This is a genomic window from Streptomyces sp. NPDC001157 (assembly GCF_053598255.1).
The window spans coordinates 148,117-170,536 of record NZ_JBSFJW010000016.1 but is presented as its reverse complement, the minus strand read 5'-3'; the positions used below and the strand labels follow the sequence as shown (position 1 = coordinate 170,536).

General features: G+C 71.0%; 20 protein-coding genes. 9 read left to right on the top strand and 11 right to left on the bottom strand.

The genetic code is table 11. The features are described from left to right. Window positions 1–16 precede the first annotated feature (16 nt). From ACWDAG_RS26540 to ACWDAG_RS26530, 3 genes are all read left to right on the top strand, one after another. Complete coding sequence (locus ACWDAG_RS26540) at window positions 17–484, top strand: NUDIX hydrolase (RefSeq protein ID WP_450698061.1); 468 nt, start codon at window positions 17–19, stop codon at window positions 482–484. Between the two features lie 210 nt (window positions 485–694). Then, window positions 695–2,446: a TIGR03767 family metallophosphoesterase gene (locus tag ACWDAG_RS26535; RefSeq protein WP_450698060.1), complete on the top strand. Its 1,752-nt coding sequence runs from the start codon at window positions 695–697 to the stop codon at window positions 2,444–2,446. Between the two features lie 101 nt (window positions 2,447–2,547). Further along, the gene (locus ACWDAG_RS26530) at window positions 2,548–3,705 is read left to right on the top strand and encodes a serine hydrolase domain-containing protein (protein ID WP_450698059.1); all 1,158 of its coding nucleotides are present in this window, start codon (window positions 2,548–2,550) and stop codon (window positions 3,703–3,705) included. Here ACWDAG_RS26530 and pdxR read toward each other — a convergent pair. Further along, window positions 3,693–5,111, bottom strand: coding sequence for a MocR-like pyridoxine biosynthesis transcription factor PdxR (gene pdxR / locus ACWDAG_RS26525; RefSeq protein WP_450698058.1), 1,419 nt, complete (start codon window positions 5,109–5,111; stop codon window positions 3,693–3,695). The genes ACWDAG_RS26530 and pdxR overlap by 13 nt on opposite strands. An 89-nt stretch (window positions 5,112–5,200) precedes the next feature. Between pdxR and ACWDAG_RS26520 the strand changes: the two genes are divergently transcribed. Then, entirely contained in the window at window positions 5,201–5,455 is a 255-nt protein-coding gene (locus ACWDAG_RS26520; RefSeq protein ID WP_450698057.1) for a hypothetical protein, read from the top strand. A 72-nt stretch (window positions 5,456–5,527) separates the two neighbouring features. Then, window positions 5,528–6,712: a glycosyltransferase gene (locus tag ACWDAG_RS26515; RefSeq protein WP_450698083.1), complete on the top strand. Its 1,185-nt coding sequence runs from the start codon at window positions 5,528–5,530 to the stop codon at window positions 6,710–6,712. A gap of 194 nt (window positions 6,713–6,906) precedes the next feature. On the opposite strand, the gene ACWDAG_RS26510 is transcribed toward ACWDAG_RS26515, so the two are convergent. After that, window positions 6,907–8,121, bottom strand: coding sequence for an MFS transporter (locus tag ACWDAG_RS26510; protein ID WP_450698056.1), 1,215 nt, complete (start codon window positions 8,119–8,121; stop codon window positions 6,907–6,909). A gap of 65 nt (window positions 8,122–8,186) precedes the next feature. Here ACWDAG_RS26510 and ACWDAG_RS26505 point away from each other — a divergent pair, with 65 nt between their 5' ends. Beyond that, window positions 8,187–8,528, top strand: coding sequence for an ArsR/SmtB family transcription factor (locus ACWDAG_RS26505; protein WP_450698055.1), 342 nt, complete (start codon window positions 8,187–8,189; stop codon window positions 8,526–8,528). 27 nt (window positions 8,529–8,555) lie between these two features. Here ACWDAG_RS26505 and ACWDAG_RS26500 read toward each other — a convergent pair whose 3' ends face one another. Continuing rightward, window positions 8,556–9,329 (bottom strand): hypothetical protein, encoded by a 774-nt coding sequence (locus ACWDAG_RS26500; protein WP_450698054.1) that lies wholly within the window; start codon window positions 9,327–9,329, stop codon window positions 8,556–8,558. An 11-nt stretch (window positions 9,330–9,340) separates the two neighbouring features. Beyond that, entirely contained in the window at window positions 9,341–10,687 is a 1,347-nt protein-coding gene (locus ACWDAG_RS26495) for an acyltransferase (RefSeq protein ID WP_450698053.1), read from the bottom strand. Window positions 10,688–10,875: 188 nt separating this feature from the next. On the opposite strand from ACWDAG_RS26495, the gene ACWDAG_RS26490 reads away from it, so the two are divergent. Next, a complete protein-coding gene (locus ACWDAG_RS26490; protein ID WP_450698052.1) occupies window positions 10,876–11,805 on the top strand; it encodes a LysR family transcriptional regulator in 930 nt (309 codons plus the stop codon). Between the two features lie 74 nt (window positions 11,806–11,879). Here ACWDAG_RS26490 and ACWDAG_RS26485 read toward each other — a convergent pair whose 3' ends face one another. Together ACWDAG_RS26485 and pepN are read right to left on the bottom strand one after the other, a co-directional pair. Continuing rightward, window positions 11,880–12,926, bottom strand: a complete 1,047-nt coding sequence (locus tag ACWDAG_RS26485) for a hypothetical protein (RefSeq protein WP_450698051.1) — start codon at window positions 12,924–12,926, stop codon at window positions 11,880–11,882. Between the two features lie 188 nt (window positions 12,927–13,114). After that, window positions 13,115–15,694, bottom strand: coding sequence for an aminopeptidase N (pepN, locus tag ACWDAG_RS26480; protein ID WP_450698050.1), 2,580 nt, complete (start codon window positions 15,692–15,694; stop codon window positions 13,115–13,117). Between the two features lie 138 nt (window positions 15,695–15,832). On the opposite strand from pepN, the gene ACWDAG_RS26475 reads away from it, so the two are divergent. Beyond that, entirely contained in the window at window positions 15,833–16,498 is a 666-nt protein-coding gene (locus ACWDAG_RS26475) for a mycothiol-dependent nitroreductase Rv2466c family protein (protein ID WP_450698049.1), read from the top strand. 3 nt (window positions 16,499–16,501) lie between these two features. Here ACWDAG_RS26475 and ACWDAG_RS26470 read toward each other — a convergent pair whose 3' ends face one another. The 5 genes from ACWDAG_RS26470 to ACWDAG_RS26450 all read right to left on the bottom strand — a co-directional run bounded on the left by ACWDAG_RS26470 (window position 16,502) and on the right by ACWDAG_RS26450 (window position 20,541). Beyond that, window positions 16,502–16,672 carry a hypothetical protein gene (locus tag ACWDAG_RS26470; RefSeq protein WP_450698048.1) on the bottom strand — a complete coding sequence of 57 codons (171 nt, stop codon included), beginning with the start codon at window positions 16,670–16,672 and terminating at the stop codon, window positions 16,502–16,504. Between the two features lie 137 nt (window positions 16,673–16,809). Continuing rightward, window positions 16,810–17,040, bottom strand: a complete 231-nt coding sequence (locus ACWDAG_RS26465; RefSeq protein ID WP_450698047.1) for a hypothetical protein — start codon at window positions 17,038–17,040, stop codon at window positions 16,810–16,812. 67 nt (window positions 17,041–17,107) lie between these two features. Next, on the bottom strand, window positions 17,108–18,532 hold the full coding sequence (locus ACWDAG_RS26460; RefSeq protein ID WP_450698046.1) for an FGGY family carbohydrate kinase: 1,425 nt from the start codon (window positions 18,530–18,532) through the stop codon (window positions 17,108–17,110). Between the two features lie 102 nt (window positions 18,533–18,634). Next, on the bottom strand, window positions 18,635–19,657 hold the full coding sequence (locus tag ACWDAG_RS26455) for a 2-hydroxyacid dehydrogenase (RefSeq protein WP_450698045.1): 1,023 nt from the start codon (window positions 19,655–19,657) through the stop codon (window positions 18,635–18,637). 44 nt (window positions 19,658–19,701) lie between these two features. Then, complete coding sequence (locus ACWDAG_RS26450) at window positions 19,702–20,541, bottom strand: DeoR/GlpR family DNA-binding transcription regulator (RefSeq protein ID WP_450698044.1); 840 nt, start codon at window positions 20,539–20,541, stop codon at window positions 19,702–19,704. Window positions 20,542–20,848: 307 nt separating this feature from the next. Between ACWDAG_RS26450 and ACWDAG_RS26445 the strand changes: the two genes are divergently transcribed. Continuing rightward, the gene (locus ACWDAG_RS26445; RefSeq protein WP_450698043.1) at window positions 20,849–22,297 is read left to right on the top strand and encodes an FGGY-family carbohydrate kinase; all 1,449 of its coding nucleotides are present in this window, start codon (window positions 20,849–20,851) and stop codon (window positions 22,295–22,297) included. The last annotated feature ends 123 nt before the right edge of the window (window positions 22,298–22,420 follow it).

The following is a 22,420-nucleotide window of genomic DNA, read 5'->3' as shown; positions in this document are numbered from 1 at the left end:
GGACTAACGTCCCTACGTGCGCAGGAAACTGAGGGTGGCGGCCTACGCCATATGCGTCCGCGACGACCAACTCCTCCTGGCCCGCTGGATCGACGACCAGGGCCGCCCCGAGTGGACCCTGCCCGGCGGCGGTCTGGAACACGGCGAGGACCCCTACGACGCCGCCCTCAGGGAGGTCGAGGAGGAGACCGGCTACCACGTCGAGCTGACCGCCCTCCTGGGCGTGGACTCGATCCGCCGCACCGCCCCGGGCCGCTTCGGGCCCTCCGTCGACCACCATGGCGTACGTCTGGTGTACGAGGGCCGGGTGGTCGGCGGCGAACTCCGCCACGAGGTCGGCGGCTCGACGGACATGGCGGCCTGGCATCCCCTGGAGGAGGTGCCCGGGCTGCGACGCGTCGGACTGGTCGACGTGGGGCTGGCGCTGTGGCGGGAGCGGCCGGCGGCCGGGCGGGTGAACTCCTTGCACTACCCAGAAAGATGAACGCGGAGTGACCGCCCCCGGGCCGCTCGACGAGCGGTCGTGAACGCGCAGGGTGGCCCAAGATCCACGTACGGTGATCGGCGTTGCCCGTTGCCGTCTCGTTCACCAGCAGGTCATCCCCGGTGTCAACGATCCAGTACGAGCGGGATGTTCGCGACTGCGACCACCCGCGACCACTGCCGACGCGTTCGCACTCGGGGAGATCGCGCCATGTCGCGCATACGCTCTGTCGCCGCCACCATCCCGGCGATCAACCGCCGTACCGTCCTCGCCGCCACCGGCGCGGCGGCCGTCTCCGCAGGCGTCGGCTACGCCCTGCGGCCCACCGACAGCCAGGCCGCCACCACCGAAACGACCCGGGTCGTGGCGCAGTCCCGCAGGGCCCCGGCCGCCCCCCTCGCGCCCTACACCAAGGGCACCACCCTCGCCACCGTCGCCGCCCCGCGCACCTCCTCCGGCTACCGCCGCCTCGGCGACGGCCCCGGCTGGTCCCGCGTCGTGCGCAGCGAGCTCGCCGCCCCCAAGTCGGGCCGCGCCGGCCGCCGTACCGCGCTGGCCGCGTTCGTGCAGCTCACGGACATGCACCTGATGGACTCCCAGCACCCGATGCGCCTGGAGTACCTGCGCTCCACGGACCGGCACGCCTGGCGCCCGCACGAGGCGCTGACCGTGCACGGCGCGATCTCGCTGGTCGAGCGGATCAACGCGCTCCGGGGCGCCCCCGTCACCGGCTCCCCGCTGCACTTCGCGATGACCACCGGCGACAACACGGACAACAACGCCAAGACCGAGCTCGAATGGTTCCTGAAGATCATGAGCGGCGGGAGGATCACCCCCAACTCGGGTGACCCGCGCCACTACGAGGGCGTTCAGAACAGCGGCCTCAAGCTGTACTGGCAGCCCGACTCCACCGTCCGCGACGGCGACAAGCAGCTCGGCTTCCCGCATCTGCAGGGCTTCCTGGCCGCCGCGATCCACGAGGTCCGCAGCCCCGGCCTGACCCTGCCCTGGTACTCCACGGTCGGCAACCACGACGCCCTGCCGCTCGGCTGCTACGGCCACGGCGACTCCTGGCTCGCCGAGTACGCGGTCGGCGGCAAGAAGCTGATGTCGGTGTCCGCCGCCGAGGCGAAGAAGCTCCAGAACACCATCGCGAACGGCAACGACCCCAAGGGGACGGTGTTCCGCGACTTCCTCAAGGCCCACACGCGTGCCATGCGCTCCGTCACACCGGACGAGCGCCGGGCCCCGCACACCGCGGCCGACTACCTCAGGGCACACCTCGACCCGGCGTACCGCGGCAACGGCCCGGTCGGGCATGGCTACTCCACCGCCAACCTGGACGCGGGCACCCAGTACTACACCTTCCGCATCTCCGACGACGTCATCGGCATCAGCATCGACACCACCGACCCGGGCGGCCACTACGAAGGCTCCATCGGGACGGCCCAGTTGAACTGGCTCGACAAGCAGCTGCGGGACAACAAGGACTCGTACGCCATCGTCTTCAGCCACCACACCAGCAAGACGATGGACAACACGAACCACGTCGACCCGGCCCGCCCGAACGAGCGACGCCACAACGGCCAGGAGGTCGTCGCCCTGCTCGCCAAGCACGCCAACGTGCTCGCCTGGGTGAACGGCCACATCCACCGCAACGACATCACCCCGCACCAGGCCGCGAACGGCCGATCCTTCTGGGAGATCTCCACCGCGTCACACGTGGACTACCCGCAGTTGGCCCGCGTCATCGAGATCGCCGACAACAAGGACGGCACCCTCTCCCTGTTCACCACCCTCGTCGAGTCCGCGGCCCCGCACCGCACGGACTTCGCCGACCTCACCCAGACGGGTCTGGCCGCCCTCTACCGCGAGCTGTCGTACAACAAGCCGGGGGGCAGCATGACGCTCGCCGGCGACCCGGAGGACCGCAACACGGAACTGGTTTTGAAGAAGGGCTGAAAGCCGCTCAACCGGCTCGCGGTGCATCAACCTTCGCACCGCGGGCCGGGTCTGCTCCCGCGACCGAGCTCAGCGACTGAGCGAGTGAGATGGGGGAAGACATGACCGTACGTGCGACCCTGGTGGCGGCCACCGCGGTGGCGCTGTCCGTCGCCCTGGCCGGCCCCGCCCTTGCGGCGGCGCCCACCGGTGCCGGAGCCCACGACGCGACCCGCAGAGCGATCGAGGCCGTGGTCGAGGACGGCATTCCGGGCGTGACGGTGACCGCGAAGGACGCCCACGGCACCTGGTCGACGACCGCCGGGGTGGGCAACATCCGTACGGGCAAGCCGCGTTCGGCCGAGGACCGCTTCCGGGCGGGCAGCATCACGAAGACGTTCGTGGCGACGGTCGTGCTGCAGCTGGAGGCCGAGGGGCGGCTGTCGCTGAACGACACCGTGGAGAAGTGGCTGCCGGGCGCGGTCCACGGTCACGGCCACGACGGCAGCCGCATCACCGTCCGCCAGCTCCTCAACCACACCAGCGGGATCTACGACTACTCGAACGACGAGACGTTCGTACGGTGGTACTTCAGCAAGGACGGCTTCCTCAAGCACCGCTACGACCGCTGGACCCCCGAGGCCGAGCTGGCGGTCGCCATGCGCCACAAGCCGCTCTTCGAGCCCGGCACCTCCTGGAGTTACTCCAACACGAACTACCTGCTGGCTGCGATGGTGGTCGAGAAGGTCACGGGCCGTGCGTACGCGGAGGAGGTGCGCCACCGGATCATCGAACCGCTGCACCTGACCGGCACCTCCGTCCCGGGCAACCGGGTCACCCTCCCGCAGCCCAGCAGCCGTACCTACTCCAAACTCGCGGATGCCACGACGGGCCCGACGTACGACGTCACGACCGTGAACCCCTCCCTGGCGTACGGCTCGGGCGAGCTGGTCTCCGACACCTGGGACCTGAACCGCTTCTTCAAGGCCCTGCTCACCGGCCGTCTGCTGCCGCCCAGGCAGCTGAAGGAGATGAAGACCACGGTCAAGGCCGACGTCCTGCCGAACGCCGGCTACGGCCTCGGCCTGATCGACCGCAGGCTCAGCTGCGGCGTCCACGTCTGGGGCCACGCGGGCGGCATCCTCGGCTCGATCTCGGAGGCGGTGACGACGGCGGACGGCCGACACTCCCTGTCCTTCAACCTCAACGGGGACTGGACGGACGTCAACCACACCCAGGCGGTGATCGAGGCGGAGTTCTGCGGCGGTCAAGGCCGCTGACGGCACTCGTCGACCGCCGCGCGCAGCTGGGCGACCGCCTCCTCCACCGCCCCGTCCGCGAGGTTGCCGTACCCGAGGACCAGGCCGTGGTCGGCGTGGTCCTCGGTGGCGTGGTAGGCGGCGAGGTCGGCCACGCGCAGCGAGCGGGCGGCCGCCGCCCTGACCACGGCCGCCGGGTCCACCGCGGCGGGCAGCCGGAGGAGGAGGTGGAGGCCCGCCGCGACACCGGAGACCGGGGCGTCCGGCAGCTGGTCGGCGAGGGCCCGGACGAGGGTGTCGCGGCGGTTGCGGTAACGCTTGCGGCAGGCCCGCAGATGGCGGTCGTAGGCGCCTGACTCCAGCAGGTCGGCGAAGGCCAGCTGGTCCAGGGGCGGGGGCTGGGTCGCCGTCTGGTCGGTCCTGTGCAGGTGTTCGGTCCAGCGGGCGGGCGCCACGATCCACCCGATGCCGAGCGCGGGGGAGAGCATCTTGCTGAGCGACTTGAACAGGACGACCCGGGACGGGTCCATGCCCTGCAGGCTCGCGACCGGCCGGCGGTCGTAGCGGAACTCCGCGTCGTAGTCGTCCTCCAGTACGACGCCGTCCACCCGGCGGGCCCAGCGCAACAGGGCCGCGCGCCGCTCGGGGGCGAGCACCGTGCCCAGCGGGAACTGGTGCGCCGGGGAGGCCAGCACCGCCCTGAGACCCGGGTGTGCGGCGAGGTCGTCGGTGCGCAGGCCGGCGCCGTCCGCGCGGACGGGGACGACGTCCAGGCCCGCGGCGAGGATCACCTCGCGCAGCCGGGTCCAGCCCGGTTCCTCGACTCCGACGGCGGTGATGCCGCGGGCGCGCAGGACCTGGCAGAAGCGCCGTACTCCGTCGGTCACGCTCGTGCACACCGTCACGTCCTGCGGGGCCGCCAGGACACCGCGGGAGCGGCCCAGGTACTCGGCGAGCAGCCGTCTGAGCCGGAGGTGGCCGCCCGGCGGCGGGTAGCCGAACTCCGTGAACGCCACGGTCGTCGCCTGCGCGCGGATCGCTTCGGCCCATCGGCGCCGCGGAAACGCCCGTAGGTCCGGCAGGCCCGGGGCCAGGTCGTAGCGGGCCGCCGGAGCCTGGCGGGGCGCGTGCCGCGAGGAGCCGTCGTCCGGGCTGTCCGACCAGCGCACCCGGGTGGCGGAGCCGGTCCGCGCCTCCAGGTAGCCCTCGGCGACGAGCTGGCCGTACGCCTCGGTCACAGCCCAGCGCGAGCACCCGAGGTCGGCGGCGAGCTGCCGACTGGGCGGCAGGGCGGTGCCCACCTCGATACGGCCGCCCCTGATCGCCGAACGCAGCGCCCGCTTCACCCGCTCGTGCAGCGGCCCGTCGGCCTCCTGCCCCAGGTGGAGCAGGAGATCGCCCGCCGGATTGGTCTGTGATTTCCGCATGCCATTGGACGGTATCAGCGAGCCATTTCTCCGTACCGTCGAAGACGTCGGCAAGCACGTGAAGCCAGTACGTGAAAAGGGAGGGCGTCATGCACCAGGTGTTCCGCGGAGTGTTCGAGGACTGGCAGGCCAAGGCCGGTGTGCTGTCGGCGACGCCGGGCGCGCCGGTGGTGCCGGACGAGTCCCGGCGGTGGCGGCAGCGGCTGGCCGCACTGACGGCCGGCCTGCCGATCCGGGATCGCCGGCGCGGACATGAAGAGGCGAAGCTGATTAATCCATCGGACTCGGATACGAGACGCCGAGTTCATCCGTACGAAACGTCCATGCCGCCTCATATCGGCTAACCCGCACTTCACGGGGGATGGCTCGATTTGTGCAAGGCGGGTGGTCATATGCCCACGAGGCGCGGACTGCACGTGCTCTCGGTCTACGAGGGTTTCTTCTCCGGCGGAGCCCGGATTGTCCACAGTGACGTCGTACTCGGACTACAGGAGGGTGGCCAGCAGCATCGCGTGCTGAGCCTCCATGGCGAGGTGCACCGGGAGGCCACCCGGCAGCGCATGGAGGACGACGCCTGCTACCGGTCGCTGACCGCGGCGGGCGTGGGCGTCACTTCCCTGGGCCGGGTCTTCCCCACAAGCGGGGATCCGGCCACCTTCACCGGGCCGGAGCTGGCCGACACGGCACGGGCGACCGCGGACGCGGACGTGATCCTTTCGCTGAAGGAACAGCCCCTGCGCCTCCTGAACCAGGCGGGCCTGCCGCGCCGCCCCGTAGTGGTCTGTCTGCACCGCTCCGACCCGGAGAACCAGGGGGCGGCCCTGGACGAGCTGAAGGCCGCCATCGCGGACGGCAGGGTGGTGGCGTGCGTGTGCTGCGCGGAGTCGACCCGGGCCGCGTACGAGGCGGCCGGGATCCCGGCCGAGCTGCTGCACGTCATCCCGAACGGCGTGGACCTGCTGCGCTTCCGCCCCGACGCGGCCCGGCGGCTGGCGCTGCGGGCCTCCCTCGAGATCCCGGCCGCGGCGCCGGTGGTCGTCTTCGCGGCCCGCTATGACGCGATGAAGAACGTCCCGCTGTTCCTGCGGGCGGCGCGGGCGTGGCTGGAGCAGCAGCCCGACGCGCGGGTGCTGATGTGCGGCGCGGGCATGACGGCTGCCAATCCGGGCCTGGACACGGACATCGAGGCGGCGTTCGGACCGCAGAGATCACTGGCGGACCGGGTCCACCTGCTCGGCGTCCGACACGACATGGAGTCCGTGTACGCCGGTGCCGACGTCGTCGCACTGACCTCCTCCTGGGGCGAGGCGGCCCCGCTGTGCCTGGTCGAGGGCATGATGTGCGGCGCCGTACCGGTCGCCACCGACGTCGGCGACAGCGCGGCGATCGTGGCGGGCCACGGCTTCGTCACACCGCCCGACCCGGCGGCGATCGCCCGGGCCTGGACGGAAGCGGCAGCATCCCGCACCGACCTCGCCCCCGCCCTCACCGCAAGCCGCGAACGCTTCAGCCGCACCCGCATGATCGCGTCGTACGCCACCCTCCTCGACTGGGTAGCCGCAGGCGCCACCACCACGCCGGCCCTCCCGGAGCCGCACTGAGCGGGGCGGCGGCCCCGGAAGCCGCTTGTCGGGTGCCGCTGCGCCCATCCGTGCCGCCCCGCGCGGCACGACTGCCCGCGGTTACGCCGGCTGTGCTGCCACAGCGAGGAGTCGCTGTGACGTGTTCGGACTGAGGGGCGGTCTTGAGGAGCGACGCCCGCGGGCCGGGCGTCGCCTCCTCGTCGTAGCGGCGTTCACTCCACCCCTGTCGGTCCCCGTACGCCCGCCGGCGCCGTCTCTGTTGCCGGGGCGTCGGCGTGAGCCGGTGGCAGGACCTGGCGCACGCTCACCAGTGCTGCCAGGGCGATCGCGCCCGCGACCGCGGGTACTCCGGCCGCGCCGGCCGTGGACAGGGTCAGGCCGCCGAGGGCTCCGGCGACCGCGACGCCCAGGAACTGGGCGGAGAAGTGCAGGCCGAGAGCCTGGGAGCGCTGCTCGGGGGCCAAGCCCGCCAGTCGGGTCTGCTGGCTGATGCCGCCCGACCACCAGGCCAGGCCGAAGGCGAAGAGGAGCGGGAAGGCGATGACCCGGGCCGCGGTCGGGATGTGAGCGACCGTCAGCAGCGTCAGGACCGCCAGGAATCCGGCGATGAGCAGCAGGACCGTCCGCAGCACCTTCGCCAGCGCGTGCTTCTTCAGCACCGAGCCGATGAGGCGCCCGCCCGTGAAGCCACCCGCCCCGAACACGACCATCAGCGCGGCAACTCCCGTGCTGCCCAGGCCGGTTGCCCGGTGCGCGATGGGAGACAGGTACGTGTACATCGTGTACGCCGCGAGGAAGAGACCGAAGGTCGTCACCAGGCCCCAGCGGACCGGCCCCCGGCGCAGCAGGTTCAGACGCCCCGCCGTCGCGCCCGCCGTGCCCGGCACGTCCGGGAGCCAGGCCAGCACGGCCAGCGCGGTGACGAGCGCCAGCGCGGCCACGAAGGCGAAGGACGCCCTCCAGCCCAGCGCCGCGCCCACCACCGTGCCGATGGGGGCGCCGAGAGTGAGGGCGACCGCGTTGCCGCCGGCCGTGACCGCGATCGCGCGCGGGAGTTCCTCGGGTTTGCTCAGTGCCGCCGCGGCGGCCGCCGCCGGCGCCGCGAAGAGTGCCGCACCGAGCGCCGCCAGGACCCGCGCCACGGCCAGCGTCGCAATGTCGGGGGCTACGGCCGCGAGCACATTGGCCGCGGCGAAACCCACCGCGGCCCAGATCAGGAGCCGTTTGAGGGGGACGTGCTGGAACTGGCCGATCAGGGGCGGCCCGGCGATCGCATAGACCAGGGCGAAGACCGTGACCATCTGCCCGCACACGGACACCGTCGAGTGGAGGTCGTGGGCCACGTCGGGGAGTACTCCGGCGATCACATATCCCTCGGTGCCCACCGTGAAGGTGCCAAGGGCTAAGAGGTAGATCCTTGGATTCATGGTCCAACGGTACAAGAGTCATTGAACCTTTGGAAGAAGGAGTCTCTGGCAGTAGGGTCGACGCCATGCGGGACAGATTTCATGCCGAACTGGCCAACGTCACCCTGGCCGAGGCGATGCACGGGCTGAGCGATCCGCTGCGCCTGCGCATCGTCGCGCTGCTCGCCGAGCGCGGCGAGACCGAGTGCTCGGTGATCTACAACGACCTGGGCATCAGCAAGTCGAACGCCTCGCACCACTTCCGGGTCCTCAGGGAGTGCGGGCTCATCTGGCGCAGTCACCAGGGCCAGCAGCAGAGCGCCCGGCTGCGGGCCGACGAGTTCGAGGAGCGGTTCCCGGGACTGCTGCCCGCCGTCGTCAAGAACATCGCCGAGACCACGGGAGACAGCGGGGGCGGCGAACAGTGACGTCCGCCGCCCCCGCCCGGGCACCGCTCAACCGAAGAACACGTTCCCGAGGCTCAGCCCCGTGTACGTGTCCCGCATCGTGATCACGTCACCTTCGCGCAGCTCGGCCCCGTCCTTGTGCGAGCTGATGCACGAGCCCAGCAGCAGATACACGACCGTGCCCGCCTCGAACAGCCCCCGCCGGCGCAGCAGCAGCCGTTCCAGGACGCGCGGGGAGTAGAGCATCTCCCGCCTGCCGAGGGCCCCTCGGCGCTCCCACACGGTCGTGCCCTCGCGGCTGATCGACGCGCTGACCTCGCTGGACGGCGGCAGCTCGGCCAGGACCACCTCGGCGGCCACGGACGTCGGCTGGAGCTTCGACAGGTTGGCCAGATTGCGGCGCGCGTGCCGCAGGCCCGCGTCGGAGAAGTCGTTGGCCAGCGTGAAGCCGAGGTAGACGGGGTCGCCCTCCTTGTTCACGCAGTACACGGCGCAGTACTCGACCTCGATCCCGCCACCGGTCAGCGGCACCGGGCTGGAGAGCGGGTCCCCGTCGGTGCGCAGCAGATCGCCGGTTCCTTTGTAGTAGAAGTCCAGCTTCCCCTTCTCCACCGCTGTCTCGTTCACCACGGCGTGGGTGTAGCCGAAGCTGTAGACGGCGGCCCGGGAGCGTTCCTCGGGCAGGAAGGGGACCGTGCCGGGAGGTGACGGCCGCTCCTCGTGCCCGGCGAGGCCGTCCAGGTACTCCGGCCAGGACAGGCCGCTGTCGGCGTAACCGACCGCGAGTTCGTACGAGCCGGAGACTTTCCGGGTCGTGGTCATCCGCACTCACCTCACTTCTTCTTGAACGCCTTGTACTGCCGCCCGCCGAGCAGCAGTTCATGGGTCTCGACAAGGTTGTCGGGCCGCTCGCCGCCGGCCGGCAGGTTGCGGACGTCGGTGATCAGGACGCCGCCCTGGAGCAGGGTGCGCTCCAGTTCGGCGAGCGGTACGACCGGGGTGTCCGGGGCGTGTTCCGAGATCGTGAGGTCGTATCCGATCCGCTTGTTGTAGTGGAAGGTGCCGGCCGTCTCGAAGGGCAGCTCGGTGGTCGTGAGGTCCGAACGCACCCTGATCCGCAGGGCCTTGTGATCGCCCGCCCACTGCAGGACATGGGGCGTGAGGTCCGGCGAGTGCGTGGCGATGTCGAGGCGGCCCTGGGCGAGCAGGGGCACGAGCCGCAGCGAGTCCGGCTTGAGGAGCAGGGTCCGCGAGCGCGGGTGGATCACCTCCCGTACGAGGTCGGCGAGTTCGGACAGGTCCGTGCCGGCGTCGAGCAGGGCGCCGCGCTCCTCGCCGTGGACGCGCAGCCAGTCCTTGTCGACCCGGCCCCAGTCGGAGATCCGCAGGACCTCCTCGACCGTGAGGTCGTACCGGCCGAACAGGAAGGCCTTGAACGGCTGGTACTGCAGGATGCGCCCGTGGTCGCCGACGATGGAGTAGTCGCCCACCCAGCCGTTGATGAAGGACCGGGTGCCGACGACGCTCGCCAGGCCCAGGTAGTCGGCGTTCCAGCCCACCATGGCGTCGCGGCCCACCCAGGCGTAGTCGCGCAGCACGACGCCGGGCTGGTGCGTCATGGAGACGGTGCGCGCGCCGATCGACGGGCGTCCGTACGCGCTGTGGTCCTGGCGCAGCAGCAGGCTTCCGGGGGACAGCCAGGCGCCGTCCCCGATGGTGATGTCACCGCCGGCGTTGATCCCGCTGCCCTTGCCGAACCGCACGTACCGGCCGATGGTGATGCGGGGTATCTGCCCCGACCGCAGTGCGTACTGGTGGTCGGCGTGCGGGGCGCTGAAGTAGGCGCCGCCCTCGAAGTGGGTGGGGAGGATCCAGTGCTGTCCCGCCCCCTCCCGGACCAGCAGCGGGTCGCCCGAGGTGTCGACGGAGAAATGATTTTCCGGAAGGTCGAGTTCCGCTGCGAGTTCCCGCAGGGAGTTAGCCACCAGTCGGCCGAATTCTATCTGCTGCTGCTCGTTTCCGATGGTGGCCGAATGTTTGCGCAGTTCCTTGAGAACCTGGGCGTACCGAACGATGGGGTACGGCTCGGGGCCGGAGGCTTCCGCCAGCTTTTCGGGAAGGTTTACCGTGCTGACCCGCTCTATCGTCGTGTGTACGTCGAAGTATGCGGACTTGTTCACGTGGGTCCCCTGAAAACGTGTTGGACGGTTGGCAAAAGCCTAGGTGGGAGGCGCCGGGAGGACCAACGAGAGTTGTTTATTGCTTCAATAATTGAAGCTTATCGGCAACTCCGTGTAAGTGGAAAGGATTCGTTAACAAACAGTCAAGGAGTGAATCTGTGCAACATGCTTGGGTAAAGCGCCTGGTCATGTTCCGAAACCTTGATGTAGGTCAACTGCGTACCCTCGTTACCATTCTGGAAACAGGAGGTTTCCGGCGTGCGGCCGAGCGGCTTTCTCTCACACAACCCGCCGTGAGCCAGCACATACGACGCCTCGAATCCCTTATCGACGGCCCCGTCTTCACCAGTACCGGGCGCCGGCTCAGGCTCAGTCCGCAGGCCGAGGAACTCGCCGGATACGCCCGCCGGATGGTCGCCCTCAACGACGAGGCGGTCGCCCGGGTCAGCGCCGTGCCGCCCCGTGAAGTGGTGCTGTCGGTCGGGATCTCCCAGCAGTTCGAGCCCGCCATGCCCGAGCTGCTGTCGGGTCTGACCCGATTACTGCCCGAGGCCCGGATCGCCCTGCGCGCGGGCCTGAGCGCACCGCTCACCGCCCGGGTCACGGACGGCGAACTGGACCTCGCCCTGATCTCCGCGCCGCCCCGCGGCAGCCGCGACCGGTTCCTGGGCCGCATACAACTCGCCTGGTTCGGCCGCCACTTGGTGGACGCGGGCGCCCCGCTCCCGTTGGTCCTGTGCGCCGAGCCCTGCAACCTTCGGGTCCACGTCCTCAACTCCGTCACTCTCGGCCGGATCCCCTGGCGGAGCGTCTACGAGGGCCCGGACCTGCCCGGCGTGCGGGCCGCGATCCGCGCCGGGCTCGGCAACACCTGTCTGCCGGCCAACGCGGACGAGCTGTGGGGGCTGCGCAAGGCCCCGGCGGAGTGCTTCCCGCCGGTCGACCCGGTCCCCGTGTCGCTGGTGGTCGCGCCCGGCACCAAGGAGGGTGTGATCGAGGCGGCGCACCTCGCGGCCCGCGACGCCCTGCGGTGCTTCCCCTACCTGGACGAGGACACCCACGACGGCCCGCACGACCTCGTACCCGAGCCGGAGCCGGTTCAGCCGCTGGCCTCCTGACCGCACACGAGGAGGGGCCACCGGCACCGGTGGCCCCTCCTCTCCCCTCCTGCTGGTTCCGCCCCGGTCCGTCACTACCGCGGCAGCACCACGACATACGCGGCGGGCTCCCGGTCGCCGGACGCCATCAGCGCCGTGCGGACGACCGCCGCCTGTTGCTCCATCGAGTCCCGGAGCTTCTTGGGGGTGATGTGGACGACCGTGATGCCCAGGCGCTCCAAGTGCTCCCGCTTGCGGGCGTATTCGGACCACAGCGCGTCCTCGTCCTGGCGCGGCGCCCGGGTGTCCAGCTCCACGGCCACCGCCTGCTCCGGCCAGTACGCGTCGAGGCCGCCGAGGTGGGGGCCGCCCGGCAGGCGGAGGTCCACGTTCCAGACCGGGTCGGGCAGACCGTAGTCGCGGACCATCCGGTACAGGCGGTCCTCCGCGATGGCGCGGCCCTCGGCCAGCAGGGAGTCCACCGCGTCCACCACGTGCGGGCGGCTGAGCAGCTTCGCCTGGTTCAACGCCCGTACCACCGAGGCCGGTTCGCAGTGACCGGCGCGCACCGCCTCCGTCAGCAGCCGGCGTACCGCGCCCGCGTCCGCGAGTTCCGACACCGCGTCGGCCAGGGCGCGCGGCACCGGCGCGATCGGAACTCCCGTCACCTGCTGGGGAGCCGGCAGCGTGTGCGTGCGGACGATCCGTGCGCAGCCCGCCGAGCGCAGCCGGCGCAGCCGCGGGACCAGGACGTCGATCTTCTCCAGGGACAGCAGCGGCGGCGCGGACGTGAACCCGTGCAGCGTCAGAGCCGCCAGGCCCGTGATCATCGCCTCCGCGTAGACCGGCCGGTGGGGGCTCTCCGCGCCGGGCTGCGTCGGCACTCCGGGGGCCGACTCCCGGGCCGCGTACATCAGCACCGCGTGCAGCCGCTCCTCGCTGGTCGGAGGGCCGGGGTGGAGAAGGAAGACGCCCGGGAGGAGCTGCTGCCAGGGGCCGCCGGTGCGGCACTGCTCGCTCATGTCCGCGGACGAGACGCCGTGCGCCCGGAGTTGAGCCGTCGTCAGAACACGGCGGTGCACCTCGGCGAGGTGGCTCAGGGGGCGGGGGGAGGCCGGGGGGAGCGGGGTGTTGTGGTTCATGCCGGGGGGTTTCCCGCGCTTGAGCCGTCCTCTAACCGCTGTTACACGCTCGTCGACAAAAACGGACAAGGTGGCACTAAAGGACGCTTGTTCGGATGCCGATAGGGCATCGAAAACCCCTGGTCCGTTCGGGTCGGACCAGGGGTTACGGGTGTTATTGACCGGATTCCGTAACGGTCACACGCGGATCAATCGTTGGCCAAAGCCTGGGCTCGCAGGGCCCGCGCCAGGTCGTCGCGCGCCTCCAGCACCAGCCTGCGCAGCGCCGGCGCCGCGTCCTCGTGGGCCGCGAGCCACGCGTCCGTCGCGTCCAGCGTCGCCTGCGCGCCCTGCTCCGTCGGGTAGGACGGGAACAGCCCCCGCACCACGTCCATGCCGATCTGGATCGACCGCTCCCGCCACACCCGCTCGATCGCCGCGAAGTACTTCGAGGCGTACGGCGCGACCAGCTCCCGCTGCGAAGGCTGCGCGAAGCCCGCGATCGTCGCCTCCACCAGGGCGTTGGACAGCGCGTCCGACTCCACCACCTGCGCCCAGGCCTGCGCCTTCACCGCTTCGGAGGGGCGGGCGGCCAGGCAGCGGACCTGGTGGCGCTTGCCGGAGGCCGTGTCGTCGCGGGCCAGCTCGGCCGCCAGTACCGTCTCGTCCGCGGCCCCGTGCGCGGCCAGCGGCTCCAGGAACGCCCAGCGCAGCTCCTGGTCGACCTCCAGACCGTCGACCTTCTCCGTACCGTCCAACAGGCCGCGCAGCAGCGCCAGTTCGTCCGGTCCTGCCGCCACCGTCGCGAGGAAACGGGCCCAGGCCAGCTGCTGCTCACTGCCCGGCTCGGCCGCCCGCAGATCCCGCAGGGCGACCTCGGCCAGCAGCCGCTCACCGGTCGGCCGCCAGGCCGGCGCCGCATAGTTGACCAGCGCCGAGTTCGCCCAGGCGTGCAGCATCTGCAGGACGCCGATGTCGGACTCGCGGCGCGCGAACCGCGTCACCAGGTCCACGAAGTCCGCCGCGGGCAGCAGCGCGTCCCGGGTCAGGTTCCACAGCGCCGACCAGCACAGGGCCCGGGCCAGCGGGTCGGTGATCGCACCGAGGTGCTCGCGCAGCGTGGCCAGCGAGGTGTCGTCGAAGCGGATCTTGCAGTACGTGAGGTCGTCGTCGTTGACGAGGACCAGCTCCGGGGCCTCGGCCCCCGCCAGTTCCGCCACGACCGTACGCGGCCCGTCGACGTCCACCTCGACCCGCGCGTACCGCTCCAGGGCACCCCCCGTCGTACGCCGGTACAGGCCCACCGCCACCCGGTGCGGCCGCAGCTCGGGGTGGGACTCGGCCGCCTCCTGCACCACCGCCAGCTCATCCACCCGCCCCTCGGCGTCCAACAGCACCTGCGGAGTGAGGGAGTTGACCCCGGCCGTCTGCAGCCACTTCCGCGACCAGGCGCCCATGTCCCGGCCGCTGGTCTCCTCCAGCACCGACAGCAGATCGCCGAGGCGCGTGTTTCCGTACGCGTTCCGCTTGAAGTAGCGGCGCGCGCCCTCCAGGAAGGCGTCCTGGCCGACGTACGCCACCAGCTGCTTGAGCACCGACGCGCCCTTGGCGTACGTGATGCCGTCGAAGTTGAGCTTCGCGTCCTGGAGGTCGCGGATGTCCGCGGTGATCGGGTGGGTGGAGGGCAGCTGGTCCGCGCGGTACGCCCAGGCCTTGCGGCGGTTGGCGAAGGTGATCCAGGCGTCGGTGAAGCGGGTCGCGCCGACGTTCGCGAAGGTGCCCATGAAGTCCGCGAAGGACTCCTTCAGCCACAGGTCGTCCCACCACACCATGGTGACCAGGTCGCCGAACCACATGTGCGCCATCTCGTGCAGGATGACGTTGGCCCGGCCCTCGTACGAGGCCCGGGTGACCTTCCCCCGGAAGATGAACTCCTCGCGGAAGGTCACAAGACCCGGGTTCTCCATCGCGCCGAGGTTGTACTCGGGGACGAACGCCTGGTCGTACTTCCCGAAGGGGTACGGGTAGTCGAAGTGGTCGTGGAAGAAGTCCAGGCCCTGCTTGGTGACGAGGAAGACGTCGTCCGAGTCGAAGTAGGGCGCCAGGCCCTTGCGGCAGAGGGCGCCGAGCGGGATCTCCAGCCGCGTACCGTCCTCGAAGGTCCGCTCGTAGGAGTCCGTGACGTAGTGGTACGGCCCCGCCACCACGCACGTGATGTACGTCGAGATCGGCTTGGTCTCCGCGAACCTCCACACCCCGTCCGTCTGCTCGCCGACCCCGTTGCTCCAGACCGTCCAGCCTTCCGGCGCCCGCACCTCGAAGCGGTACGGGGCCTTGAGGTCCGGCTGCTCGAAGTTGGCGAAGACCCGGCGGGAGTCGGCCGGCTCGTACTGGGTGTACAGATACACCTCGCCGTCCTCGGGGTCGACGAAGCGGTGCAGGCCCTCGCCGGTGCGGGAGTAGGCGCACTGCGCGTCGACGACCAGCTCGTTCTCGGCCGCGAGGTCCTCCAGGAGGATCCGGGAGCCGTCGAAGACCTGACCGGGGTCGAGATCCCTCCCGTTGAGTGAGACGGAGGTCACACTCGGCGCGATCAGGTCGGCGAAGGTGGCGGCGCCGGGCTCGTTGCTGCGGAAGCGGATCGTGGTGACGGACCGGAAGGTCCGCGGACCCTCCCCGCTCTCTTCCCCCACCGCCGTACGCAGGTCGAGGGACACGTCGTACCCGTCGACGGACAGCAGGGCGGCCCGCTCCCGGGCCTCGTCGCGGGTCAGATTCTCACCGGGCACGGGCAGCGCTCCCTCGGCTGGTGTTCGGTATGTGGACAGGGCTGATCCTGCCATGGGGTACCGGCGCCGGGCACTCGGGAATGGGGACGGGAAGGGCTGTTGTTGCGGGTTGAAACGAACGTCTTTCCTAGGAGAGCCATGTCCGAGACCGCGAGCAGCTCCGCCGCGAAGACCCCCGTCGACTTCTGGTTCGACCCGCTGTGCCCCTGGGCCTGGATGACCTCCCGGTGGGTGCTGGAGGTGGAGAAGGTCCGGAACATCGAGGTCCGCTGGCACATCATGAGCCTTGCGGTGCTCAACGAACCCAAGATCGACGAGCTGCCCGAGGAGTACCGCGAGCTGCTGGAGACCAAGGCCTGGCAGCCGATCCGGGTGGTCACCGCGGCCTGGCAGAAGCACGGCTCCGACATCCTCGGCCCGCTGTACACCGCGCTCGGCACCCGTATCCACAACGAGGGCCAGGGCCCGACGCGCGAGGCCGTCGAAGGCGCCCTGGCCGACGTCGGTCTGCCCGCCGACCTGATCGAGTACTTCGACCAGAAGGACTTCGAGTTCGACGCCGAGCTGCGCGCCTCCCACAAGGAGGGCATCGACAAGGTCGGTCAGGACGTCGGCACCCCGGTCATCGCGGTACCCGGCCCCGACGGCGAGCAGATCGCCTTCTTCGGCCCGGTCGTCACCCCGGCCCCCAAGGGCGAGGAAGCCGCCCGCCTCTGGGACGGCACGGTCGCGGTCGCCTCGGTCCCGGGCTTCTACGAGATCAAGCGCACCCGTACGAAGGGCCCGGACTTCAGCAACCTGTAGGGCTTACTCGTCCTCGGGCGGAAGGTTCCCGCCGAGGCGGTAGTTGCCCCGCTGTTGGAAACGCCGGCAGTTCTTGTTGGTGCAGCGGAGGAGGGCCCCTTCGCGGATGTGCTTCGGTATCCGCTTCCGGGCCTCCTCCCTCTCCTTGTCGGTGAGAGGGCTGAACTCCTGCATCTGATGACCGCAGTTCGGGCATCGTTTCGACACCATGCGATTTCCCCCATTTCCCCCGATCCGGTGCCCGGAGCGTAGGGCCTGCGGGAGCTCTCACGGCAGCCCGGAATCCGTCCCACCAGGGCGGATTCCGGACGTCACTTCCCGGCGGCCGCCTCCTTCCGGAAGCTCTCGGGGAGGAGGTCGCCCTTTGCCCTGTTGAGGTACGGCTGGTACCAGAGGCACTTCTCGGCCGTGCAGCGCCAGAGGTTGCCCACGAAGAAGCGGGCGCCCTTCTTCTCACGGACGGCCGCCTTCTCCGCGTCGGTCAGCTGCCGGAACTTCTGCCTGCTGCGGCACGTCGGGCACTCCCGCTCGATCTCGGTCATGAGCGGTAGTACAGCGCGTCCTCGGCGAGCGCGTCCCCGAAATCGTCGGACCCCGGTGGTGCGTCGTTCACGCCCGCGCCCTTCTCCGCGCCTCCGCGAGCCGAGTCAGATGGTCCTCGTATCCCTTCGCGTAGTACGCCGCCCGGCCCGCGTCCGGCTTCACGACCGCCGTCGGCTCGGTCCACGCTGCCGCGTCCAGCGCGACACCGTACCGCTCGGCCGCCGCCAACACCGCACCCCGCGCCCCGACTTCACCCTCGACGACCCGCAACGGCCGCCCCAGGACATCGGCAAGCAGGCGCATCCAGGCGGCGCTGCGCGTACCCCCGCCGCAGACGGCCAGCGAGCCCGTCAGCCCCGCCGCCTCCAGGCAGTGCCGGGCGGCGTACCCGATGCCCTCGCAGGTCGCGCGGACCAGGTCGCTCTTCGTGGACTCCAGGGAGACGCCGGTGAGTTCGGCCCGCAGGTGGGGCTCGACGAACGGGGCTCGCTCGCCCGACGGGGCGAAGTACGGCAGCACGCGGACGCCGTTCGCGCCGGGCGGGGTCTCGGCGAGCAGTCCGTCGACCTCCTCATGGTGGACGCCCGTCGTGGACAGGACCCAGTCCAGGGCCGCCGTGCCGACCATCGCGGGCATGGCGCGCAGCCAGTGACCGGGACGGTCGGTGGAGATGTAGAGGCCGGCCGGTTCGCCGGTCAGATCGAGGTCGGTCGTCGCGACCAGGCTGGCCAGGCAGGTGCCGACGATGAGCAGACCGTCGCCCGGCGACGTGACCCCCGCGCCGAGCGCGCACGACGGCAGGTCGTACGGACCGTTCGCGAGCCGCGTGCCGGGCGGCAGACCCTCGCCGCGCGCCTCGGCCGTCGCGATCGGGTCCCCGACGGGAGCGAGCAGCCCACGGCGGTGGGTCAGGCCCAGCAGCTCCACCACCCGGTTGTCGTACGCCCGCGTCCGCGGATCGAGGAACGGCATCGACGCGTCCGACACATCCGTCGTCACCGGCGCCCCCGTCAGCCGCCGGAAGACCATGTCCTTGCAGTACAGGGCTGTTGTGGCCGCGTCCAGGGACTTGGGTTCGTAACGGTCGAGCCAGGCCAGCAACGGCCCCGGACACCCGGGGAACATGGCGCTCCCGGTCCGCCGGAACACCGTCTCGAACGTGCCGTCCGCCAGCCACTGGTCGAGCAGTTCATGCGCCCGCCCGTCCATCCAGGAGGCAGCGGGTCGGACGGGCCGCCCGTCCTTGTCGACCAGCCAGACTCCGTCGCCCTGCCCGGTCAGCCCGGCGAGCTCGACGGGTTCCTCGACCCGCGCGACCAGCGTCTCGAGCACATCGACGACGGCGGCGTAGACCTCCTCCATGTCCTGTTCGACGCGCCCTGCGTGCAACGCAAGCCCCACCGGGCGCGCCTCGACGGCCAGTTCACGCCCCTCGCCGTCAAACGCGGCGGCTTTCACCATGGACGTACCTACGTCAATCCCAACGTACACAGCGGCTCTCCCTTGCGGTTCTGTAGCGCCCCCACAGGGGCGCGGGGAACTGCGCGACCAGCCACGATGCCACCGCAGCCGAAAAACGACACAGAGCGGCACTCACGTCAAAGCGTGCGCGAGGGGCTCCCCTCGCACCCACCGCCCCACTTCCGCGGCAGCGATACGCGCAGCCTTCTCCGCCACCGCCCGCGAGGCCCCGCCCAGATGCGGCGTCATCACCACCCGATCGCGGAACCCGAACAGGCGCGAGCCCTCCGGCACCGGCTCCCGCTGGTAGGTGTCCAGCGCCGCTGCCGACAACTGCCCGCTTTCCAGGGCGTCGCACAACGCGTCCTCATCCAGCAGGGGCCCGCGGGCCGCATTCACCACCACCGAGCCCCGGGGGAGCAGCGCGAGTTGCCGCGCACCGATCAGACCCCGGGTCTCAGCGGTCAACCGGGCATGCAGGCTGATCACCCGGGACCGCCGCAGGAGTTCGCTCAGCGAGGACACCCGCAGACCATGGATCTCACCCCGCACATACGGGTCGTGGACCATCACCTGCGCACCGAACGCACACAGTGCCCGAGCGACCCGGCTGCCGACAGCCCCGTACCCGACGAGCCCGACCGGCAGGTCCTCCAGCTCCAGTCCGCTGTGTTCGTACGTGTAGTACGTCGCCCCCTGCCAACTGCCCTGCCCGGCAAGGAGGTCGTGGGCCTGCGGGATGCGCCGCAGGGCCGCCAGCATCAGGCCGACGGTGAACTCGGCGGTGGCGGCGGCGTTGCGCCCGGGGGCGAAGCAGACGCGGACGTCGTGCCGTTTGGCCGCGTCCAGGTTGACGTTGACCGGGCCGCCCCGGCACACGACCACCAGCCGCAGGTCCGGGCAGGCGTCCAGCACGCGCTCCGTCACCGGCCCCATCTGGGTGACCAGCACCTGCGCCCCCGCGAGCGCGTCGATCAGCTCGTCCTCGGCGTCGCTGGCCTCCGTCACCTCGGCCACCGCGCCGAAGGGTTCCAGAGGCCAGCCGAGAGTCAACTCGTGCACATCGCAGGTGAGTTCTTGACGCACCGCCGCCGTGATGAGCGACGGCAGGATGAAGTGGTCGCCGGCGGCGACGACACGCACGGGTTCACTCATCGCAGGGAGTCTCCTGTCTCGAAGGCCGCACCCGCAGGCGCGGATCATGTGGCTCCGGCTCGGTCATCGCTGCCCTTCGTCGCGCAGACCTGATAGGTGACCTTGTGCTCGTCCAGGTCGCGCAGCGCCTGAGCCGACGCCCCGTCGTCCACGAGGAGCAGGTCGAAGCGGGAGAGCGGGACGACCCGGTGCAGGGCGGTCCGGTCGAGCTTGGTGTGGTCGATGAGCAGGACGTTGCGGGCGGCCGAGTCGAGCATCGCCCGCTTCACGGACACGATGTGCTGCTCCTGGTGGTAGGCGTGACCCCCGTGCACGGCGGATGTCGACGCGAAGCACACGTCCACCCGGAGCGACTGCACCGCCTCCACGCAGGACACCCCGAGGAAGGACGAGTGCAGCGGGTCGTAGTCGCCGCCTAGGGCCATCAGATGGATGTCCCGCTGGTCGGCGAGGAGGTTGATCGCCTCCAGGAAGTTGGTGACGACCGTCAGCGGGGTGATCTCACCCAGCCGCAGCCTGCGGGCTATCTCCAGGGCGGAGGTGGAGTCGTCCAGCATGATCGCCATGCCGGGCTCTATCGACCTCAGCGCCTGCTCGGCGACGGCGGCCTTCTCCGCCCGCATGGTCTTGAGCCGGTACTGCACGTTCGACTCGAACACACCGGACGGCTGGGCGGTCACCCCGCCCCTGAACTTCCTCACCAGGCCCTGCCGTTCGAGCTCGTCGAGGTCCCGGTGGATGGTCATCAGGCTCACCCCGAACCGCTCGGCGAGCTCGGCCGCGGTCGCCGAACCGTCGGCCAGGACCAGTTCGGCCATGGCGGCCTGCCGGGCCGCCGGCCCCTGCTGGTGTGCGCTGCCACCGCTGTTGCTGTTGCTGCTCATCGCGTCCCGATCAGTCGTCCTGGACCCTGGGGCCCGTCGGCCTCGAACAGCAGCAGGTTCTCAGGCCGGAACCTCAGCCGTACCGGATCGTCGGGCCGCGGCCCGGTCGTGTCGGCGCGCGGCGCGACCGGCGAGCGGAAAAGGGCTGGTACGTGCTGCCCGGTGTGCTGTGCGGGGTGACACGTCGAGTCGACTCGCCAACCGAGGGTGTAACAGCGGAAGATGCCCGTCAATCCCTCGCGCACCGGAAAATCTCAGGGCAGAGTGAGAAGTTCACATCCCGGGTCGCGATCCGTGGGAGGTCCGGATGGGGTATGAGGGCGAGGCCTGGCTGGGCATCGACCTGGGCACGCAGAGCGTCCGTGTGCTGCTCGCCGCCGCCGACGGCACGGTCCTCGGCGCCGGTTCGGCTCCCTTGGCGGGGATGCGTGACGGGGTGCGGCACGAGCAGGACCCGGGGGAGTGGTGGACGGCGGTGTGCACGGCGTGCCGGGGCGCCCTCAAGGACCTCGAGGACCCGGCTGCCCGTATCGGCGGGCTCGCGGTGTGCGGGACGTCCGGGACCGTGCTGCTGACGGATCTGGCGGGGCGGCCGGTGAGTCAGGCGCTGATGTACGACGACGGGCGGGCCTGGGCCGAGGCGGAGCGGCTACGGGCGGCTGGGCTCACGGTGCAGAACACCTGGGGGCTGCCGAAGGCACTGTGGCTCCTGCGCACCCACGGGCAGGGTCGCATCACCCACCAGCCGGACCTCGTCACCGCCCGGCTCGTCGGCGGTCCCGTCCCCACCGACTCCAGCCACGCCCTCAAGACGGCCTACGACGTGGAGGGCGACGCCTGGCCGGACATCCCCGGTGCGCCCGTACTGCCCGACGTCGTACGGCCCGGCACCCCGCTCGGCGAGGTCTGCCCGGCCGCCGCGGAGGCCACCGGCATCCCCGCCGGCACTCCGGTGATCGCCGGGATGACCGACGGCTGCGCGGCGCAGATCGCGTCCGGGGCGCTGCGGCCGGGGTCCTGGAACTCGGTGCTCGGCACGACGCTCGTCCTCAAGGGCGCCTCCGCAGAGCCCGTCCGCGACCCGACCGGAGTGGTCTACAACCACCGTGCACCGGACGGGAGCTGGCTGCCCGGCGGGGCGTCCAGCGTGGGGGCGGGGGTGCTGACCGCCGCCTTCGCGGGCGCGGACCCGGGGGTCATGGACGAACGGGCGGCCGCTTACGAACCCTCCGGCGCGGTGGCGTACCCGCTCGTCTCGCCCGGCGAGCGGTTCCCGTTCCTGGCACCCCAGGCCTCCGCCCTGGTCCTGGGCGAACCCGACGGGGAGGCCGACCTGTGGGCGGCGCTGCTGCAGGGCGTCGCCTTCACCGAGCGGCTCTGCCTGGACTACCTGCACCACCTGGGCGCCCCGATGGACGGCCCGCTCACCTTCACCGGCGGCGGCGCCCGCAGCCCGTACTGGAACCGGCTCCGTGCCGACATCCTCGGCCGCCCCGCCCGCGTACCGGAGCAGACCGAACCGGCCCTCGGCATGGCCGCCCTGGCCGCCCACGGAACGGGCGCGGGCCCCCTGACGGACGTCGCCGACCGCATGGTCCGCATCCACACCGTCCTCGAACCCCGCCCCGACCGCACGGCCCTGTTCGCCGAACCGTACGCCCGCCTGGTCGACGAACTGGCGGCCCGGGGTTGGCTGCCGCCCCCCGTGGCGGCACACGCGCACGAGCGCCTCGGCCGGGATGCTGCGGGCGCATGACCGCGCCCCCCTCGACGGTCCGCCGTGAAATCCGGGCGCGCCCGGATGGAGGCTCTCGGCCGCTGGGTCGTGACCAGTTTGGTCGGCGATTCGGCGCCCGTGGCCGGCTGGCGCCTTCCGTGG

Excerpts from the sequence above, each read along its gene's own strand:
- ACWDAG_RS26510 (WP_450698056.1), bottom strand. The coding sequence starts at position 8,121 with ATGAATCCAAGGATCTACCTCTTAGCCCTTGGCACCTTCACGGTGGGC.
- ACWDAG_RS26450 (WP_450698044.1), bottom strand. The coding sequence starts at position 20,541 with ATGAGCAGCAACAGCAACAGCGGTGGCAGCGCACACCAGCAGGGGCCG.
- ACWDAG_RS26500 (WP_450698054.1), bottom strand. The coding sequence starts at position 9,329 with ATGACCACGACCCGGAAAGTCTCCGGCTCGTACGAACTCGCGGTCGGT.
- ACWDAG_RS26530 (WP_450698059.1), top strand. The coding sequence starts at position 2,548 with ATGACCGTACGTGCGACCCTGGTGGCGGCCACCGCGGTGGCGCTGTCC.
- ACWDAG_RS26455 (WP_450698045.1), bottom strand. The coding sequence starts at position 19,657 with ATGAGTGAACCCGTGCGTGTCGTCGCCGCCGGCGACCACTTCATCCTG.
- ACWDAG_RS26470 (WP_450698048.1), bottom strand. The coding sequence starts at position 16,672 with ATGCAGGAGTTCAGCCCTCTCACCGACAAGGAGAGGGAGGAGGCCCGG.
- ACWDAG_RS26485 (WP_450698051.1), bottom strand. The coding sequence starts at position 12,926 with ATGAACCACAACACCCCGCTCCCCCCGGCCTCCCCCCGCCCCCTGAGC.
- ACWDAG_RS26490 (WP_450698052.1), top strand. The coding sequence starts at position 10,876 with ATGTTCCGAAACCTTGATGTAGGTCAACTGCGTACCCTCGTTACCATT.
- ACWDAG_RS26445 (WP_450698043.1), top strand. The coding sequence starts at position 20,849 with ATGGGGTATGAGGGCGAGGCCTGGCTGGGCATCGACCTGGGCACGCAG.
- ACWDAG_RS26465 (WP_450698047.1), bottom strand. The coding sequence starts at position 17,040 with ATGACCGAGATCGAGCGGGAGTGCCCGACGTGCCGCAGCAGGCAGAAG.
- ACWDAG_RS26520 (WP_450698057.1), top strand. The coding sequence starts at position 5,201 with ATGCACCAGGTGTTCCGCGGAGTGTTCGAGGACTGGCAGGCCAAGGCC.
- pdxR (WP_450698058.1), bottom strand. The coding sequence starts at position 5,111 with ATGCGGAAATCACAGACCAATCCGGCGGGCGATCTCCTGCTCCACCTG.
- ACWDAG_RS26505 (WP_450698055.1), top strand. The coding sequence starts at position 8,187 with ATGCGGGACAGATTTCATGCCGAACTGGCCAACGTCACCCTGGCCGAG.
- ACWDAG_RS26535 (WP_450698060.1), top strand. The coding sequence starts at position 695 with ATGTCGCGCATACGCTCTGTCGCCGCCACCATCCCGGCGATCAACCGC.
- ACWDAG_RS26475 (WP_450698049.1), top strand. The coding sequence starts at position 15,833 with ATGTCCGAGACCGCGAGCAGCTCCGCCGCGAAGACCCCCGTCGACTTC.